The following is a 20303-nucleotide window of genomic DNA, read 5'->3' on the forward strand; positions in this document are numbered from 1 at the left end:
TCAATTGTTGAGGTTATAACCATATTCATTGATAATGAAATTGACTTTCATCACCTGTAATAGATTTAGCCTTTACTTACTTTAACGTCTTTTCCTCCCTGAAATACTGCCAATGAAGTTCCTCTTAGTTTTAAATCGCCTTTAGAAGTCTGTATATCGGCTTCTCCGGAGATACTTTTAAATTTACTTCCCGTACTTTCTGTCTGATCTTGTTTAACGGTAACGATTTTGTTTTCAGAGGTCTGGGTGTATCTCTTTGTAATAGATTCGGTGTGATCATTTCCAATATGCAGGGTACTGTCCTGTCCAATTTTGGTGGTCATATTTCTTCCCACCGAAATATGCATATCTTCCCCGGCAGTGAAAGTCATATTTTTTGGAGCTGTTACATTAATGTTCCCTTGTCCATCCATAAAATAGGTATTCCCACTTGGGTCTTTAATGGTTACACTTCTTTCCGCATCATTCATTAAAACCTTAATACCACTTCTCGTTTGTATAGATTTCAGATGATTGTCCAGTCCTCCGCCTAATCCTACCTGTCCGTGAAACATTCCGCCCATTGCAAATGGAAAATCGGGATTATGGTATTCAAACCCTACCATCACCTGATCACCAATTTCCGGAACGGCTACAAAACCTCTGTTCTGGGTAATTGCATCTGTTCCTCCGGCATCGGGGCTCATCATTCTGATAAAATGGGTAGTATCATTGAGCTGCCAGTCAAACCGTACCTGTATTCTACCTTGATTCAATGGATCTACATTGGATATTACAGTGGCTACCTGCGGTTCAGCTTTAGGCATTTCAAAATCAGGTTTTGGCATGAAGCCGGTTCCTTCAGCGATGGCTTCAAAGCTTCCCGTATAATATCCTCTTGCATTCACTTCGTGGTTTACCTCTGTAATCATAAGCGTTGTGAAATGAGAGGTTTCATTGCTGTCTGTCTTTCTCATGGCTAAATCTGCAACACAGCCGATATATAAGAACGGAACCGTTGTTTGTCCGGAAACTGTAAAAACCTCTACTGCTTTACTTCCTCTTGCGCTTTTTTGAGAATCATCCACATCAAGGAATACATTGGCATTAATAGGAGTTGGGGTTAATGACCGGGTAGTAAAAATAGTGTCATTCAGTTCATATGCTTTGGACGATAACTCTCCTAGATGTTGTATGCGGTCGTCAGTACCCACCATTTTAGCATGTCTGCTGCTGTTATAACCAAAATATTCCGGTTTGGTGTGAACGGCCTTCAGCTCTACGTTCACATCTGTTACATTGCTTCCATATACCAACATTATAGGTTTTTCAGAAGGAGGGAGCTTTCCGAAATGAAGGATTTCGCCGTCATAATAAAACTGTTCTCCGTAGGCTTCTGCAATCCTTGTGAGGTAATTGTAATGGGTTTCGTTGTATTGTGCACTGTAGCTTATATAGCTTTTGTTTTGGGTATCTATTCTGAAATCGAATTTGTTGGTCCCTAAGGTTTCTTTGATAATCCGGTTGGCAATAATATTGGTATTCACCCCCTGGTTTCCTCCGAAACTTTGAGTATGAGGAGCCGCATCCATCAGAATTGTAGGACTCATCCCTTTTAAGATTATATTCCCCAGGCTCATTTTTTCCTGACTGAAAGCTACCTTAGTAATGATACCCACAAATGTTCTTTCAGGGCTTTCATTTTCAGCATCTTTATATCTAAAAATAATGGTGATTCTTTTTCCTAAAAACTTTTGGGCCTGCTCAAGGTTATGGTTTTGTACCTCACCTAACGAGTCATGGGCCAATACCAGTTCAAAATCATGGTGCTTTCTTGCACTCTGTTGTAAACGAAAGTGTTTAAAGTGATTGATAGCCTTGCCCTCAACCACAATTTCCAGTTTTACCACCCGGTTGATCCCCGAGATGTGGTTTTCTGAAACTTTCTCAGAATTTGAGGTGTTTTTCATAATATTAGGTGCGTTTTTTTGGTATTATGTCACCTAAGTTAGATAAAAAATAAAGTACGAAATGTAAATTTATATTAAATCTGAAAAATTGTAGTAAAACTACGACTGCTCAAAAAAACCTGTTTAAAATTGATTTAGATTGATGCTCTGAAAAATGGGTGTTTGAAATTGTTTTTGTTTCCCGAGATAGAATCTTAGAACTTTGAGGAACTGTGCTCAGGATACAAAAATTTTAGTTGAGGAAGCATAAAATAGAGAAAGGAAAAAAGACTCTTGTTTTACCATTACAGTATAAACTTTAATAAAGAAAACAGGTTGCTATCCTTGTCAAGGTTTTAAACCTTGACAAGGATGCTGTTTGCGTTTCATTCCTAAAAGAAAAGGGGTGAGGAAAATTGATGGAGATCTGGGCTGATTTTTTTTAACTAGCGGACAAGAAGATATATTCCAACACCAATTGCAGCATAGGCGGTAACTGTAATAATATCAGCTATGGGCTGTGAAAAGCGTTTTTCTGCAATTTTCTCACTATTGATCTGGTTCTTATGGAATTTCAGTGTTTTTTTTGCATTACGAACCGGGTGAGCAACCAGGCTGTCGTTTTCCCATCGGTCAACAATTATTTTATAACTCTTGCCATCAACATCAATCTTAACATTTTTATTAGGAGCAAGTTTCTCCTGAATGTTAATTGGAACCGGTTGTACGTTCAGGTTTTGGGCTCCGGCAGTATTTTGCATTTGAGGAGCCGTATTATTCGCAAGCGCTGTACTCTTCTTAGGTTCCTGTTTATTGTCGGGTGTTGTATTCACTTGTTTTTTTACCTGGTAAGTATAACAGCTGGTAAGAGAGAATAATATGATGATGAGATAAAGGTTCTTTTGCATGAGTCAAATTTAAGAATTAAACGGAATATTCAGGAGTTTCTTTTGAAAGATCCTGTTTTTTTTGAATGAAGGATAGATTATTTGTGTGTTTTAGGATGGTAGAAAGAAGTTGGGAGAAGGAAGAAGGAAGAAGGGAGTTACTTGTAATTATAAGAATTTTCAATACGATAAAAATACCCTAAAAAAGACAAAAAACTATTATTGATGATCTTAATAAATTCATTCCCCAGCTTTCTACTTTCTTTCTCTATATGTTTGATAATTTAATTGTAACGCAAAGATTTTTATCAAGTGAGTATATATTTTGAGTGAGCAAAGATGGAATCAACGAAATTGATTCTTTCTAAGCGATCGTATATTCATAAAGCTTCATCCCACGACAAAGTCGCTTTCTTAGCTTCCTTATTAATAAAACAGATTGACTCTAGTCTTTGCGTTTTAGAAGATTATATATAAGGCTGGAAGTTGGAAGAGGGGAGAAGGAGGCTGGAAGAAGGGAGTTACTTGTGATTATAAGAATTTTTAATGACGATAAAATTACCCTAAAAAAGACAAAAAGCTATTGTTAATAACTTCCATGACTTCCTTCTCCGAGCTCCGCACTTCAAAACTAAAAAAGCCTTTCAGAATAACTGAAAGGCTTTTTTATCATTTAAAAATTTGCTGGTCATACAGAAGATTATCATCTTCATCAAAGCTGATGATCAGTACTTTATATTGTTTAGCACTGTCATTATTGAAGAACTTAATTCTTGGCGGAACGTAATCGCTGTCGAATAAATTAGGATTCCAATAGAGGGTTTCCCTTGTATCCTTTTCGATTTTTGCGTCATCATCAAGCATTTCAATAAGAAATTCCGAAGGTTTATCATATCCTTTTATGATTGATGAATTGTTCTTTTTCGCTTCTTTTTCGGTATTCTTAGATTTCATATTGCCTTTCATCGTATAAATGGCTACCGCGTCACCTATTAATCCTGATGCTTTAATAATTTTAACCATAGCAATATTGCTGATAGGAAGACTGGAGATCATTGTAGGATCAGTAGGAACTTCATCTAAATAAAGTTTCGCCTGCTGGCCGCGAATGTAGGGTACATTTACACCGGTATTATTTCGTTGAAATGTTACCCCTGCAGCTCTTCCTTGCAGCCAGTCCAAAATATTGGTTGATCCTGCTGCGTGCTGGTCTTCATTGACGAAGTCAAATATAGTAGAATTCACAGAACTGAACATTCCGCTGGACAGCTGCTTGTCTAAGTCTTCTTTCGGATCTTTCTTTTTTCCTACTAAGGCTACTTCCTGGATTTGTATATCTTCACTCTCTAGTTTTTTATAGTTTTTTTGAGTGTTAATAGCTCTGGAAATTGTGGGAGGGAGAGTTTTGGTTCCACTGGTTTTCACCAATGTGTATTTTGTACTTGGCAAATTACCTTTAAATGGTGTAGGATTTACCAGTGGCTCTGCTGTAACGAATAGATTATCCGTACTGGATTCTTTATTTTCCGAATTGGCGAACAATGAAACTTCCAGAGGTTCATCAAAGTTAAGATTATCCAGGTAGACATATCCGTTTTGGTCCGTTTTAAAAGGGGTAATACTGGATTCATTTTTGCCTAATTTCAACCCTAAAATGACATTGGAGTTGATCATCAGAGCGTTGTTCTTAATTGGCTTTATCCTGTAAGAAAGGTATTTTTGAGAATTTGCCTTAATAGTGGGTGTATATCCGCTAAGTACGGTATTCCAATCAAATCTTTTCCAGTTTTCAGAAATCAGCAGAGCATCCAGCGCTTCACTATTGGCATTTTTAGAAAAATATTGTGCCGGATGGTCTATAGATGAGGTAAAATCTCCCGTCAGCCAAAGTCCGCTCAGGATATTTTCTTCTTCCGGATTATTGCTGCCGTCATCTTCACTTACCAAAACGGTGTAATTTTTAAAATAAGACTCTGGGGAAAGATCAATACTATTAAAAGACCTTGGAGTTTGTTTTATGCTCTGGGCTATAATTTCTGCTTTTTCAATCTTTAAATTATTGGGTTTTATAAAACAAAGCCTTTTGGCCACCAGATTGTCTTGTTCATCAAAAATGGCTAGCTGCAAAATACCATTGGCTCCATTGCTGATTTTTGTAGGAATAAGGCTTGAAACCTCATTAGTCAGCTGGTTAATATTGGCTTTATAAGCAAGGTGATTGTTGATGGTTCCTACAATTTTATAATTTTGAAGCTGCTGTTTTAAGTTAGCCCCTTTTAAGGTGTATTTAATGCCTTCTTTAGAACTGTTAACTTCTAAATGGAGGCCGCTGTCTGCAACTGGAGGCAAATCTATTGTTTTACTTTTTCCTGTATTATCCTGAATAATAGCCTGGTATTTTTTTCCTGAAGCCGGGATTATGGTAAAGGATGCAACATTTTTATCAAAAGATTTAAATGTAGTTATGGGAGTATTAGGATTTTGAATTTCTATTATTTTTCCGGTCCAGCTTTCCGGTAATGAAGCTTCACTGGATAACCTTACAGCAAATTTTGCAGCTATACCATTCAAAAAAGTTCCGCCTTCGGGAGAGACTTTTGCAGACCAATCGGAGCTTTTTGAGATTGCTAATGATTGTGTGGAATTAGGGTTGTAAACAGGAAGGGCTTTAACAATCTGAAAATCTTCGTTGAAATTGGTCATGTAAGGAGTATAAGCTCTTACAAAGTAAACCTGTTCAGACAGGTCTTCTTTCAATTGAAAATCTCCACTGCCTTCACCGTTAGTGAGAAGTATAGTTTTCCAATCGATTAACTTTTTATCAGAATTGTACAATTCTACAAACAAAGTAGTAGATAATGTGGAGCGATTGTACCCATCAAATACAAAACTTTTAAACCAGATTTTGTCACCAGCGGCATATTGGGGTTTGTCTGTAAGTAAGTATACTTTCTCTTGCTCGTAATTATTCTCAAGGTTGGTAAGTGCTTTTTCTAATTTAGATTGTGCCCATATTGGCTGTACCATCGAGATAAGCAATACACAGAATATATTTTTCATAAAAATCTTAGTGCATTTTTAATTCTGTGCTAATTTAATGATTTAAAGAGTTGAAAATTACTATTAACTTCTTAATTCGGAATAAAAAAATAATATTGATGGAATCTTGCGGGTGAAAATTTTAAGATAGAATACTTCGTGGAATGTTGAGGAAATACATATTGTAAATGTGAATTAAATATGAATGTATTGTAACTTAAATCCTTATATGAAAAAAATTAATCAATATTAGGTGATAAAAAATACATCGAAAGAATATTTTTACTATTTTTATAAAGTAAACTAATACATGAAAATAAATGATAAATATTTAATCATAAATATTTATGTCAAATTAATATATTTTAAATAATCATTTTTATTTTCAATGATATAATTTAATCTTATCTAATGATAAGGTTGTATTTGTACGCTTAACAGAACTCATTTAAACATAAACTAAAACCCAATCAATCCTATGGAAAACTTACACACACACACGCACGGCTGCACACATTGTTCTTGTGACAATCCTGTTTTAAAAATTCTTAAAGAAGAACTTTTCAGTGCAGAAAATCTGACGAAAATAAACCCCGGTTCCGGAAAAGCTACTCACGAAAAACCACAAACCCTGATGATCAGCGGAGAAAATATCCGGCCAATGATTGGAGGTTCAACGGAAAAAGTCGAATCTATTGGGATAGCTGATGGAAAAGTTGTTGTTACCGGTAATAAAACGGATGTAAAAAAATATATGAGCAAAAACTATCCTCAATTTCAAAAAAAGCAATTAACCGGAACCCAAACGCTGCTTCCCGGTCTCATCGAACCTCATGTTCATATGGTTCCCGCGGCTATGACACATGGTTGGAAGGACGTGAGCCCTTTTGAGGGGCAAAATTTACGGCCTGTATACGATTTGACATCTGTCGGGTTAATCATAAATAAGGATATTCCCAGCATTCCCGGGTATGTAATTTTGGGAAAAGGATTAGATCCGTCGTTAATGCCTTTTGAAGAAATAAATGGTAAAAAAGAGTTGATAACAATTAATAATACACTGCTTGATGGTATTAATGCTGATATACCTATGATGTTGTTAAGTGCTTCTATGCATACGCTCTATCTGAATACAAAAGCATTAGAATATGTATTTAAACACAGTACTAAAATACAGGATAAATATAAAACCGTTGAAAAGTATATTAGTGATACCCAGGGACAGTTGCAGGAAGGTTTACAAATGACACCCGCTTTAATGGCTGTAAAACTGCAGATCATTGCGATGAGTCTTCAGATTAATAGTAACCTTACTCATCTTTTTAAAGAAGCTAATTCAAGAGGAATTACTTTTATGTATGATGCCGGGCTGAATAACGGTTCAGAAATACTCTTAACCAAATATTTTGAAACGCATCCGGAACTGGTGAGAACAGGCGGTGCATATCTTTGTTCTAGCCAGGAAGAAGTTGATAAACTGGAGCCTTATGCAGAACCGAAGAATTATAAGCCGGTATATTATGGGCATATTAAAGTGGTTTCGGATGGCTCGAATCAGGGGCTGACAGGCTATCAGAGTGCTCCTTATCTGTGTAATCCTGAAAATAATACAGGGGTATTTAATTTTCCGCAGGCAGGTATTCCTGCTCATACAATTCCCCCCAGCTACAACACCTTAATTGATACGGTAGTTGCTAAAAAAGGCTGGCCGTTAATGGTTCATGCTAATGGTGATCAGGCGGTAACATTTGCAATCAACGCATATCAGCGCAGTCTGGCTCAATACAGAGGTCCTGAGCTTCGTAACCGTATAGAACACTGCTCGCTTCTGACAGCGGATCAAATTACAAATATGCTGCAAATGGGTGTTTCACCAAGTTTCCTTATCGGGCACGTAGGGTATTGGGGATATGCTTTCAAGAAAGTAATATTCGGTGAAAAAGCAGAGATGCTTGACCTTTGTGGTTCCACACTTGCAGCCGGGATGAGAATTACTCTTCATAGCGATAATGAGGTAAGTCCGTTGGGGCCTTTGAGAATGATGGAACAATCGATTACCAGAATCATGGAAAAGAAGACAACAAGTATTGAAGTATTGAACAGTGCTGAATACCTTACTCCCGAGCAGGCTCTTATTGCTGTTACTTATGACGCGGCATGGCAGTGCTATGCAGATAAATGGGTAGGTTCATTAAATGAAGGTTATTTTGCTGATTTTGTGATATTGGAACAAGATCCTCTTTCCCTGACCACTCAATCTTCACAATATATGAAAATGCGTAATATCCCGGTATTGGAAACCTGGGTAGGTGGTATACCTGTGTATGTGAACGATAAGGCAGCAAAAGTAATAACCGAAAAAGATACTATTTTTTCAGGTAATTCATAATGAGCTGATTTGTTAATCCATCTGAAAATTGTCTCTTTAAGGGAGATTTCTATAAGCATATAACTTTAGGAATGTTTACCTGTAAAAAAAGAACCTGTCTCTCTTTAGAAACAGGTTCCTTTTTTGTTATCAGATGCTTTATAAAAAGTATATTTTAAGGATGAATCACAACGGGAGTTCCGCCGCAGAAACTCTCACAAACATCATAAGGACCGGGTCCCATTGTTTGATCTGTCTGACCTTGATAATATCCAAGACAGCAGTTGAAGCATGTTGAAAATTCAGCATTTTCCCAGGTATCACAGGGGCCTGCAGAGACCCCTCCATGGATGCTCTTCAAGTTTAATCGATTTAAAGCTTTTGCTCCGTTGACATTTAATTTAAATTTGAGATTTTTCATAATAAAATATTTTAGTTATTTGAATTATCGTAATTAATTTATATTAATTTGGAGAGAAGAGAGGGGGTAGAAATACGTCCCTATTTTTGTAAGAAAGGTAATCATTTATTTTGAGATTAATGTCTGTTTTTCTTGTCAAATTAATAATTTTTATTCTTTTTGTTTTTTAATTTTTTATAAAATAGTATTATTTATATTGAATAAGGTAATTGTAATGCTTTTTGAGGGCTCTCTTGAGTATGTTTTAATAAAGTCTTCATATAAGTTAGATTTGATGCAGAAAAATTATTTATAGTTTGTTGATTATTAATGTGTAATGATATGAAATTAAAAATAATCCTGTAATCTTAATATTCATCATATAGCTGATAAGATGAAAAGGGAGCCGTCCTTCGAACAAAAATAAATATTGAGTATTCCGAATTTAATAGAACTCAACAGTAATTTCTATGGGTATAAAATTTTTATGGGTATTTCTAATGTAACAAAACAAAACCTTCTGCAGTAAAGCAGAAGGCCAAAAAAAACTCACTTTTTATTCAAAAAAATTATAAGAAAACTACCTTCTTAAAAAAGTAAATATTTGAATTATTTTCTTTGAATAATTACAATAATCCTCAAAGTATAATTATGATTAATCTGTTTGTTTATTCAACATATGCAACATATGCTTCATCTATGGCTCCTTTACCTGTTAATATTGAAAGTAAGTTGGTAGATTTAGAGAAGAAGGTATAGTCTATCCAGAAATAACCATTATCTCCCCAGGAATTTCCCCAAGAATTTTGTACTTTAAATGCCTTCTTAGTATCATCATACCCCACAACGCATATTGCATGGCCTCCACGTACAGCTCCTGAATGTGATTTCCATATCCAATTAGTGTTTTTCATATTATCAAAACTGGCGTCAACCGTTACAGCAATAACAACAGGCAGGTCCATACTTAATAGTGTTTTTACCCCTGCAATATCTGTGTTATCTACTGTTGCCCAGTTTGTTAATTTATGAGTAGATGCCGCTAATTTTTGTGCTGCATTGGGTAAAGTTGAACAGCCTGTATCAGTATATGGCATTTCTGTCCAGCTGCAGGCTCCTTGATTTTTTAGAAGATTGAGAGCATCTTTTACATAGGAGCCCTGACAATCATTACTTACTTTTATTTGGTTAAATACATATTCCGGGCTTCTTGCCGAATTAACTCCTTTAAAATTAAGTTCAAGAGAACTTGCTGCAGCGTAGGTTGTTGCCCAGCCAACACATGATCCCTCTGAGCCCTGATCGCCAATAGGAGTTCCTGCAATAAAATAACTGCCAGGAAGAGCTTTTTTAGCACTCTCAAAATTCTTATTTTTAAATTTAAATGTTAAAGCATTAATATCTGCTTTTTGGAAAGATGCATAAGTGTCTTGATCTATAAGCTTGGCCCCCAGAGAGTATTGTTTTTGAGGCTCAGGGATTGGCTTTTCAACTTCCATGTCTTCATTAGAATTACATGCTGAAAGAGTGAGTACACTGAGTGCTACAATAATTGATTTTGTTTTCATATTTTTATTTTGTTGGTTACGTTTCAAAGGTATTTTTTTTTATATTTTTAACAAATCCAAATATGATGTCTTAAAGTATGCTGTTTTTATATTGTTGTAAATCAGTGTATTATGTTTTTTTTATTAATATCTTTTATAATGATAACGAGTTACATTAATAATTATTAATACTGTTTTTAAATCATTTATGAATGAAATATTTTAACCTTTAGAGGAACAGCAGCTTACTCATTTAAAATACACGATTCTTAAAGGCCTTAAAAAAAAGACTTTAAGAGTTTTAAGAAAGGATAATGTAAATGAATTGAATTCTACATTCTGATAGTGATGTGATCTCCAGTTTTAATAATAAAGATGTTTATGCCTGAAGCAATTCCGGATATTTGCAATCCGGAACAATAAGGCAGCAGGTTAGAGATCAATTGTGGACTCTCAGTTTTCTGGCCTACCCGTGTGGTGGACAAGCTCAATTAAAAAATAATTAGAATGATAGGATCTAATTTAAACTATTCAAAAAGATATTTAAGCTGTCTTCTCTGCCAAGTCCCATTTTAGTTTTAATTTTAGTTTTATATACTCTGATGCTTCCCACAGTGAATTTTTTTAGCAAAGAAATTTCTTTAGCCGTAAGATCTAGTTTAAAGTATACACAAAGCTGTAATTCCTGTGTGGTAAGAGAAGGATATTTTGAAGAAAGTGTTTCTATAAATTTCTTATTTTCATCAGAGTCTTCATCAAGAAATTGGTTGTTTCTCTTATCAATCAATATCAGATTGTTTATTTTTAACTGCAGATTTCTTAATAATTCTTCTGTATCAATATTTTTTGACTTTTTGATCTTTTTGATATTCTCTAAAAACTCCCTTTCTGTTTCTGTTTTTAAATTGAGATTGAGACGTAAATTATTAATTTTTTCTCTTTGAAGCTGTACCTCTTGCTCTAAGATTTGTTTTTGATTCTTGGATATTATTTTTTCCTGTATATACACCGCTTCCTTTCTTTCTTTCATCTTTTTTAGAAGAAATATAATCAATGAAAAAGAAGTAATAAGAATAAAGAATCCAATCAGGAGAAATATATTTTTCTTTTTTTCATACGCCCATTCCTGGGTAACAGATTTAATAAGGTATTGATCTGCAAAGTTGAGTTTGGTTTCAATTTCCTGTTTGTAATTTTGGTCATGTTCATTGTTAAGATCTATCAGCTTTCGGGTAACAGTCTTAAGGCTTTGGATATCATTTGTTTTTAAATAATAATCCTGAAGAATCGTGTTGAGGATAATTTTGTTTTCATTAATAATCATCTTGGGCTCTATTGCTTTTAATGAGCTGATGATACTTTTTGTTCCGGCGGGGTTGATAAGAATGCTGTCATAAATACTCATCAATGATCTTGAGGTTGTAACAACCATTCCATAATTTTTATTTTGCAATGAAAACGCTAACTCGGATTGCAGTAGAGTTTCTGCTTTTTCATAGTTTCCTTCTTTTTTATAGTAACCGGCAAGCCCTTCTTTCATATAATTTAAGAAAAGCTTTTCTACATTCCTTAAATTAGGTTTGTCATTAAGCATTTTAATTGCTTTTTCAGTTTCAGCAATGGCTCTTTTAGGCTGATTCATTTTGTCATAACATAGCCCATAATTGTTATGCATGGATGCAACGTAAAGCGTTTCATTTTCTTTTTCAAAGATTTCAAGAGCTTTCGTGAATAACTTCAGTGCTTTTTCATATTCTCCATCATTATATAATATTCTTCCTTTAAAATGATAAAGATGCCCCAATGAATACTTTTTCGTAGTTTCCTCACTGATGTTAATAGCAATATTAATGTATCGCATAGCCCAGTCAGGAGCGCTTTTTTCAAAATAAGCTGCAAGATTACTATTACAGTCAATGGTAATGAAAGCATATCTATCATCATTGATCTTCATAAGATCATAGCATAGCGGGATTTGTTTTAGTTTGTCATTTTCATATATGACCATTTCGACCTGCTTACTGCTGATCAAAAATTTTGTGTTTCCTGTTTCTTGATATTTCTGTAATTCCCGCGTAAATATTTCCTTCATTTTTACAGGATCCTTCTTAACATCCAACGTAAGTTCTTTGCTGATCGCAAGGAAATAGTCGTTTTCCTCTTCACGTTCACAGGAGGTAAAGAAAAAGAGTAAAAGCAAAAAAATAGGTATAATTTTTTTCATTCATGTTATGTTTCAGAAGCAATTTTACAAATAAAAATTTTATTATATGCTATACATTTTTGTTAATGCTATACATTATGCGAATTAATTATTTGAAAAAAATAAAATACTGATTTACAGGAGTTTGTTTTTTTAAAGTTAATACATTTTTTTCAAAAAATATAAAAATATTAATACAAATTAACCTTTTAGTTTCTTTTTTCTTTCTACTTCATCTATAAATTCGCTTTCGAAATTTCATGAATTTAAGAAGAAATATCATTTTTATTTTTCATGATATAATAGGGATTAAAAACTTTGGTGAAAGAGAAAAATTGGATGAAAATGGATTTAAAAAACATCAACATTGGATATTTAATTAAATGTGAAGTAGAGAACAATCAGATAAGCATAGAACGCATAAGTAAGTTTTTGAAATGTGATGAAGAAGATATAGAAGAAATGTATAAACAAAAAGATCTTCCCACTGAGCTTCTTTTAAAATGGAGTAAACTTTTAGAATATGATTTTTTCAGATTGTATTCCCAGCATCTCATTCTTTATGCGCCTCAGAAAAAAATAACGGCCTATAAAGATAAAAAAAACGGGCTGCCAATATTCAGGAAAAATCTTTATACAACAGAAATGATCAGGTTTATTCTTGAGATGCTGAGGACAGGAGAGAAAACCAAAGAGGAAATTTTAAAAGAATATAGAATTCCAAGAACGACCTTACATAAATGGAATGAAAAATATTAATCTTATTTAGATTTTAAGTGAAAAGTAAGAATAGCGTAATAAAAATTATAAAATAAAATTTATAATGAGTTTTAGTGCTCAGGTTGGTATATGTAACAACAGATTGCTGTGTCATTTAAAATACAGAAAGATCTGATTAAGTAAGAAAACACAATGAAAAATATAAGTTTAATCAAAATTTTAATATGAAGATGGAAGAATCGAAACCAGATTACAAAAAAATTTATGAAGATTTAATCAATATTAAATTTCCAGAAAAGAAGATCAAATGCCTGTCTATTCTGAAAAAAAATATATTATCTGAATTGGACATTATAAATCTGGAAAAAATCATTTTTGGAAAGCTTACTGATGAACAATCTTTGAAAAATAACAGGCACAGATCATATGATAAGACTGTTATTGTTAAAATTCTTAATTATCAGAAGCTTCATAAACTTACGAATACCCAATTGGCTGTTCTTTACGGGCTTAGCAGAAATACAGTGGCAGCATGGAAAAAAAAACACTTTTAGACTACTGATGAGATTATAGGCAGAGCTTTGATATAAAGAGATTATTAAGATTTTCAAGGCGATCTGTTCTAATTGATCTCTAAAAAAACACAAACAAATAATATTTTAAAATTTACACTTATGAGAAAAAAAATTTTTTCGGACAGCTTATACTGTCTTTTATTCTTAATGGGGATTCCCCTTTTTACTCCACTCTCTGCGCAGACCGGGCCAATGGATGATTGGGATGGAGATGGCATTGTAAATCAAGTGGACCTGGATGATGATAATGATGGAATACTGGATGTAAACGAAGGATTCTGTACCAATCCGCAGGCTTCAGGATTATGGGTAATAAACGGTACATCTGCAAGTTATGATTTTGGAAACGGTGTAATTGCCAAGATAAGTAAAGTTTCCGGAACGGGAAATTTCACTAATAGTAATTTTAATGCAACAAATAATTTTTGGAGCCCCGTTTCCATGAAGGGGCATGCTTCTTTACAAAGTTTATACACATGGAATACAGTTGTTTCTATTAAATTTGAAAGAGCAGACGGATCTAAGGTAAAGGTTGACAGGCCTATCATTCATGTTGATCGTCTGGGTGGTAATTCTGCAGGAACATTTGGAACTAGCGGAACCGCAAGAGCCACATCAGCTTTAATAACATTAGGTAATGGATTAACCTGGACAAGTCTTCCAGGGGCCACAAATGATTTCCTTTCTACTGCAACAACAGTTAAAGACAGTGGTGCGGGAAACGCTGTTGCAACAACTTTTATTGCCAATTCTAATACCGGAGCAGATAATACACATGCTGCAGGTGGATCATTACAAATTAACCAAATAACAGATGAAATAACCTTGAGTTTTCCCGCTGCTGCCAATAATTTTGGGAATGCAGGCGGAGATGGGGTGGATTTGATCTTAGATAACATTTGCCCTGTGGTTGATACCGATGGTGATGGAATTCCAGATTATCTCGATCTTGACAGTGATGGAGACGGATGCCCGGATGCTATTGAAGGAAGCGGAGGTTTTACCAATTCCAGTTTAGTAACGTCTTCTATTGCCGGAGGAAATACCGGAACTTCCTACAATGGTTATGCTGCTCCTGTTACCGCTAATTTAGGAAATACTGTAGATGCCAATGGAATTCCAGTCATTGCTAATGGAGGACAGGGTGTTGGGATCAGTGAAAGTAAATCGGCAGACCTTGACCACAACAAAATAGGAGATACCTGCTCTCCTTTAGTAGATACAGACGGAGACGGAGTTCCTGATTATATGGATATCGATGATGATAATGATGGGGTTCTGGATAAGGTAGAATGTCCTGGAATGTTTGGCAATTTGGCTACCAATGGAGGATTCTCAACAACGGCAGCCAATCTTCCCAATTGGTTTATGGGATTTTCAACAACAGCACTTCCTATTTCAGAGCCATTCACTCCAACTGTAATACCTATTTCGAATACTGGAGCGGTATACAATTATGGAGTCGGAGGAGGCAACCAGGTCAATTCACCACTCACCGGAGGTCTTTTTGATCAGAATGATGGAGTTAACACCGCAACAGGTCTCCAATATATTTTGCAGGAACAAGACCCTCAAAGACCGGTAGTGAATAAGTTATCAACACCTTTGGTAGCCGGAGCAACTTATAATTATACTTTTGATCTGGGGCTTCGTGGTGGTTCAGGAAGTACCAATAAATATATTGTAATGCTTTATAATGCAGATACTCAGAAACCTGAAAAAATATTAGAATCAGGAGTAATGAATACATTACCTGGAACTTCAAGTAACCCAAGCTACAAAAACTTTAGCGGAAGCTTTGTTCCGGCATTATCAGGAAATTATGATCTATTATTTTATCCTTCAGTATCCGGAGGAGTTGCTGATGACTTTGTAATTGACAGAGTAGCAGCAGTGGGCGCATCTGTTAGTGTTTGTGATTTTGATGGTGATGGTATCCCGAACTATTTGGATACGGATAGTGACAATGACGGCTGTTCAGATGCTTTTGAAGCCGGTGTTGTTGCTTTTATCACAGCCAACGGAGGAACCGTCAGTCCCGGAACATTAAATAATCCATCTTCAACATTATCTCCGAATGCTACCGTAGGAAACAATACTCCAGCCGATTACGGAGCAAACGGATTCTACAATATGATAGAGAATAACGATACTTTATCAGCCGCTTATAAAGGAACCTATACCTACACCAATGCTTTGAATGCAAGCATTACCTTATGTTCTTTTGGCTGTTTTAAACCAGCGGTTACTGCAGGAACTATTTTACCTACCCTGTATGGGATTACTGCTTTAGGAAGATCAGGAGATAGCACCGGAAGCTGGCCCGGAGTAAGAAAAGGCGGATGGATAGCACTTGAAGCCAAAACTAAAGGGTTTGTACCCAACAGGCTAACCACTGCACAGATTAATGCAATTCCGGCAGCCAATCTGTCAGAGGGAATGATGGTCTACAATATTACTTCAGACTGCCTGTATATCAACACAGATGGAACTGCAGCAGGATGGAAATGCTTCAATACCCAAACATGCCCTTAATCCTATAACCTTTACATTATAAACACAATGAATACAATAAAAACAATTACGATACTTATCTTTTTATCAGGAGCTGCTGCTGTTTCGGGACAGGTAGCCATAGGAAAAGCTTCTGTTACCAGTCCTTCGGTTTCATTAGAGTTTGAAACCGGAAATAAAGGAATGATTCTTCCCTGGGTTACCAGTACAGGAGATGTCACAGGAGCTGTGAACGGAACAATAGCATACGATCTATCAGACCATAAAGTAAAAGTAAAATATGCGTCCGGCTGGAAAGATCTTTCAGTAGACACCACAGGCACTACCGTAGATCCGGTAACGGGTACAGACGGGGTCTTAATGCAAAATCCATTCATCGAAGAGCCCGGAGCAAAAGTTACTGTTGGAGCTCCGGGACCCGATCCGGGGATTCTGGTACTTGAAGATACGAACAGAGCGATGATTTTGCCTAAAGTTGCCAGTCCTCATTTAAACATTATTAATCCTGCCCCGGGTATGATGGTATATGATACAACAGCGAAACAACTGGCTGTTTTTAACGGAAAGGTGTGGAGTTTTTGGAAACCATGATAATATATAATTTTTGGTGCAAGTTTATATTTATGTGGTTGGGCCCCGCAAGGGGCCTCTTTATAAGTGATTAGATAAGGAATTAAAAAAGGTATTGATCAGCATAAAGCAAAGCTTTATAAAAAATGTAATGGAAGGGAAATAAGGCTAACCATTACGATAGGATGAACTCAAGAAAATATACAGATAATATCATTGAAATTTATAATTAAAAAATAACATTATGGATCCTGTAAAAGTAAATAAACTGGCAATTGAAGATTTTAAAAATGATTGCGAGAACGCTTTTGGGCTGTTGTATATAACATATTATCCCAAATGCAAAGACTATATTTTAAAAAATAAAGGAAAATCTGAAGATGCGGAAGATATTTTTCAGGATGCTCTTCTTATTTTGTTTGAAAAACTACATGCAGATAATTTTGAGGTGTATACATGTCTCAGTAATTATTTAATGGGAATTACAAAAAATTTATGGCTTAGAAAATTAACGAATAGAGTATTTTATGTAGAATACCCTGATCAATATTATCAGGAAAATCAACATGCGATAGATCTTGCTATAGACAAAGAAATAGACTATCTGGAAAAGCTTTCGGACTATATGAAAAAGATTTCTGATCATTGTCAGGATTTGCTTACTGATATCTTTTTCAAGAATAAAAATATCATTGAAATTCAACAAAAATATAATTATTCTAATAAGCATAATGCACAGAATCAGAAATATAAATGCATTGAACAGATAAAAAATGTTAAACAAAAACAAATTTTTTTAGCCTGATAATCAATTGTTTACTGTTTGTTTTAAAAATATCAGGTGATTTTTTTCAATTTTTTGAACCTTAATTATAAAGGCCCCTTATCAGTCATCGAAAGATCATAGAGGTGCCTAATAAATCAGGCAGAAAATGAAAAATAAATTATTATTTACGATAGCTGTTTTGTTATGTGGTGTCTTGTCTGCACAACAAGATGATTACAAAAGAATGATACAGAATTACATTTCTGAAAATTCATCAACCGGTTTTAAAAAAGCAGATCTTACTGATTTTAAAACTTACGGGATAGATCCTTCTCAGTTATTAAATGGATGGTCATTACAATACAGCAAAAACGCAGGGTCCGTTGGCCTAAAAAATATTACAAATGATCAGATAGAAGATTTTAGCATTCCCGCAGAGTGTGAAACTTCATTAGCTACACCAAAAATATCAGTTGAACCGGGCAATATTCGTGTTTTCCAACCCTGCCCAAAATATACTCTTTGTTGATTCTCCTAAAGTCTTGTTAGGAAAGATAAATCTGGAAATCTACAATATGTCCGGTAAACTGATATATGCTGAAGGGAAAATTGACCCCGGGTAAAAGAAATTTTAATGAAAAAATTTTCAACCGGGTTTTATATGATTAAAGTAAAAGGCTTAGGGACTGATCATCTGATAAAAGTGTTGATAACAAAGTAATTAACATAAAAAAACAAACATGAAAAAAATATTATCTTCGGTTGTAATGGCATTGCCATTTATTCTTTGGGCACAAACATTTACCAAAATGAATAACTTTCCGGCCCCAAATGCCTTCTGTACCTGGGTATTTGCTACTTCAGAGAATGATGTCTTCATCACCTCATTCAATACCCATTCGTTGTACACCACCCATAATGGAGGTGCCACCTGGAACTCTGTTCTTCTGGACTCCAATGTAGAGCTGGCTCTGACTGATGTGTATTTTACGGATTCCTTAAATGGATGGGTAGTTGGAAATGAACAGATAAGCGGGGGAAGAGGAAGAGTATATAAAACGACAGATGGCGGCTACACCTGGCAGAATGTAACAGCATCAGTTACTAATAATACAGGAGCTGCAACATTTGGAGCCATCCGGTTTAACGGGCAGAATGGGATCGTTGGCTGTGATAACGGGTTTGTTGACAGCAATAATAATCCGCTATTCTATACTACCAATAACGGCGGAATAAGCTGGACTGCAGTGAAAACATTCCCCGGGGCGTCTACCGGATCTTCTTTTTCAATAACTAGAATAGCCAATGATCCTGTTAACGGAACTTTTCAGCTGACAGGAACTTTCCATGTATTTACAAATGTTATTCTTAATTCTATAGATAATGGCGCTAGTTTTTTTGTTCCTTATTTTGAACAGAATACTGGTAATAACCCATTGGATATCTTCAATGTCAACGGAACCGGGAGTATATATTGGATGGCGACTCATAATCCTAGAAAATCTACAGATAATGGGCTGTCATTTACAGCTTTCCAATATCCCGGTCTTCCCAACAAGAGAATTCTCTCCGGCTTTTTCAGCGATCCCAATAACGGATATATTGTTGGGGATGGTTCAAGTATTTATAAAACAGCAGACGGAGGAAATACATGGACTACACTGCAGTCCGGAGGTACCGAAGTTTTCAGGAACGTTTTTCAGATCCAAAATACGGTTTGGGTAGTTGGGCAGGGCGGAGCGGTCTATAAATCCAATAATGCAGTACTGAATACGCTTGATCATGGGAAAGACAATCAGGTGAAAATTTATCCTAATCCGGCTTCAGACTATATAATCATTGAAAATGCTTCTAGAGATGATATTAAACTTATTTCTGTTACCGGGCAGCTTGTTTCTGTAAAGAAAATAGAAAAGCTTTCAAACGGTACATTAAAAGCAGATATAAGCAATTTAAATAAAGGAGTATATATTTTGAAACTAAAAGATAATTCTTATAAAATATTGAAAGATTAAGTATTTAGGATTATTGTTAATTATCAGAATATCAGTGGTTTTTAATGTTCTGTTTATTAGGCCGGGATGAGTATTTTATTTAACGAGAAATAATGAGTGATGGGATCAACTGCTTTTACATTTAATTCTTTAGGGCTGGATTTTTTAAATGAATTTCAGGCACATGCATCAGTTACTAAAATAAAAGCGAAAACTGAAATTCTGATTGAAGGACAAAGAATTAAATATGTATGTTTTTTAATAAAAGGATCCGTAAAATCTTATTCGCTGCATGACGGGAAAGAACTGACCCATTATGATATGATGCCTTATGATTTTTGCCCGGAAACTTTTTTTTCAATTTTTAATAACGCGGTCAGTAAAGTAAATCTTGTAGCTACTGAAAACTCAGAAATTGCATTGATACCTGTTCTGACGGTAAGAAACTGGTTAATTCAATATCCTGAAATTAATCAGTTTTTTTATAACGAAAGTTGTAAGCACATCATACACTTAATGGATAGAATAAACAATATTAAATTTTATTCTATTGATAAAAGAGTAATAAACTATATCAGATATCAAATTTCAGCTACAGGAAATAATCCGGTAAAGCTTACCCACAAAGAAATTGCAGGCAATATAGGAACCTCTCGAGAAGTTGTGAGTAAAATCTTAAAGAAAATTGAATCACAAGGAGAAATTACACGAACAAAAGCCGGAATACAATTAATGAATATGTTATAAAATGAATTGATTAGCTGTATCTGATCATCAATACCTGTCTTGACA

15 protein-coding genes are annotated in these 20303 nt (G+C 34.9%); 9 read left to right on the forward strand and 6 right to left on the reverse strand.

The window, feature by feature from the left end; genetic code table 11:
• Positions 1 to 65 precede the first annotated feature (65 nt).
• The 3 genes from F3J23_RS14670 to F3J23_RS14680 all read right to left on the reverse strand — a co-directional run bounded on the left by F3J23_RS14670 (position 66) and on the right by F3J23_RS14680 (position 5875).
• The gene (locus F3J23_RS14670) at positions 66 to 1949 is read right to left on the reverse strand and encodes a type VI secretion system Vgr family protein (RefSeq protein ID WP_167030477.1); all 1884 of its coding nucleotides are present in this window, start codon (positions 1947 to 1949) and stop codon (positions 66 to 68) included.
• A 425-nt stretch (positions 1950 to 2374) separates the two neighbouring features.
• Positions 2375 to 2836 (reverse strand): hypothetical protein, encoded by a 462-nt coding sequence (locus F3J23_RS14675; RefSeq protein ID WP_167030480.1) that lies wholly within the window; start codon positions 2834 to 2836, stop codon positions 2375 to 2377.
• A 648-nt stretch (positions 2837 to 3484) separates the two neighbouring features.
• The gene (locus tag F3J23_RS14680) at positions 3485 to 5875 is read right to left on the reverse strand and encodes a TonB-dependent receptor plug domain-containing protein (protein WP_167030485.1); all 2391 of its coding nucleotides are present in this window, start codon (positions 5873 to 5875) and stop codon (positions 3485 to 3487) included.
• 457 nt (positions 5876 to 6332) lie between these two features.
• Between F3J23_RS14680 and F3J23_RS14685 the strand changes: the two genes are divergently transcribed.
• Entirely contained in the window at positions 6333 to 8243 is a 1911-nt protein-coding gene (locus F3J23_RS14685; RefSeq protein WP_167030488.1) for an amidohydrolase, read from the forward strand.
• A 154-nt stretch (positions 8244 to 8397) separates the two neighbouring features.
• Here the strand turns inward: F3J23_RS14685 and F3J23_RS14690 are convergent, their stop codons facing one another.
• From F3J23_RS14690 to F3J23_RS14700, 3 genes are all read right to left on the reverse strand, one after another.
• Positions 8398 to 8643 carry a hypothetical protein gene (locus F3J23_RS14690; RefSeq protein WP_167030491.1) on the reverse strand — a complete coding sequence of 82 codons (246 nt, stop codon included), beginning with the start codon at positions 8641 to 8643 and terminating at the stop codon, positions 8398 to 8400.
• 647 nt (positions 8644 to 9290) lie between these two features.
• Positions 9291 to 10190: a C1 family peptidase gene (locus tag F3J23_RS14695; RefSeq protein WP_167030494.1), complete on the reverse strand. Its 900-nt coding sequence runs from the start codon at positions 10188 to 10190 to the stop codon at positions 9291 to 9293.
• A 496-nt stretch (positions 10191 to 10686) separates the two neighbouring features.
• Entirely contained in the window at positions 10687 to 12393 is a 1707-nt protein-coding gene (locus F3J23_RS14700; RefSeq protein WP_167030497.1) for a tetratricopeptide repeat protein, read from the reverse strand.
• Positions 12394 to 12717: 324 nt separating this feature from the next.
• Between F3J23_RS14700 and F3J23_RS14705 the strand changes: the two genes are divergently transcribed.
• The 8 genes from F3J23_RS14705 (at position 12718) to F3J23_RS14740 (ending at position 20258) form a co-directional block, all read left to right on the forward strand.
• Complete coding sequence (locus F3J23_RS14705) at positions 12718 to 13131, forward strand: transposase (RefSeq protein ID WP_167030500.1); 414 nt, start codon at positions 12718 to 12720, stop codon at positions 13129 to 13131.
• A gap of 185 nt (positions 13132 to 13316) precedes the next feature.
• Positions 13317 to 13646, forward strand: coding sequence for a helix-turn-helix domain-containing protein (locus tag F3J23_RS14710; RefSeq protein ID WP_228455346.1), 330 nt, complete (start codon positions 13317 to 13319; stop codon positions 13644 to 13646).
• A 120-nt stretch (positions 13647 to 13766) separates the two neighbouring features.
• Positions 13767 to 16202, forward strand: a complete 2436-nt coding sequence (locus tag F3J23_RS14715; RefSeq protein ID WP_167030504.1) for a hypothetical protein — start codon at positions 13767 to 13769, stop codon at positions 16200 to 16202.
• Positions 16203 to 16229: 27 nt separating this feature from the next.
• Entirely contained in the window at positions 16230 to 16772 is a 543-nt protein-coding gene (locus tag F3J23_RS14720; protein ID WP_194303861.1) for a hypothetical protein, read from the forward strand.
• 223 nt (positions 16773 to 16995) lie between these two features.
• A complete protein-coding gene (locus F3J23_RS14725; RefSeq protein ID WP_167030509.1) occupies positions 16996 to 17556 on the forward strand; it encodes an RNA polymerase sigma factor in 561 nt (186 codons plus the stop codon).
• 127 nt (positions 17557 to 17683) lie between these two features.
• On the forward strand, positions 17684 to 18046 hold the full coding sequence (locus tag F3J23_RS14730) for a hypothetical protein (RefSeq protein ID WP_167030512.1): 363 nt from the start codon (positions 17684 to 17686) through the stop codon (positions 18044 to 18046).
• Positions 18047 to 18257: 211 nt separating this feature from the next.
• A complete protein-coding gene (locus F3J23_RS14735) occupies positions 18258 to 19532 on the forward strand; it encodes a YCF48-related protein (protein ID WP_167030515.1) in 1275 nt (424 codons plus the stop codon).
• 99 nt (positions 19533 to 19631) lie between these two features.
• On the forward strand, positions 19632 to 20258 hold the full coding sequence (locus F3J23_RS14740) for a Crp/Fnr family transcriptional regulator (RefSeq protein ID WP_167030519.1): 627 nt from the start codon (positions 19632 to 19634) through the stop codon (positions 20256 to 20258).
• The last annotated feature ends 45 nt before the right edge of the window (positions 20259 to 20303 follow it).

Source organism: Chryseobacterium sp. Tr-659 (assembly GCF_011752975.1).
Taxonomy (GTDB): domain Bacteria; phylum Bacteroidota; class Bacteroidia; order Flavobacteriales; family Weeksellaceae; genus Chryseobacterium.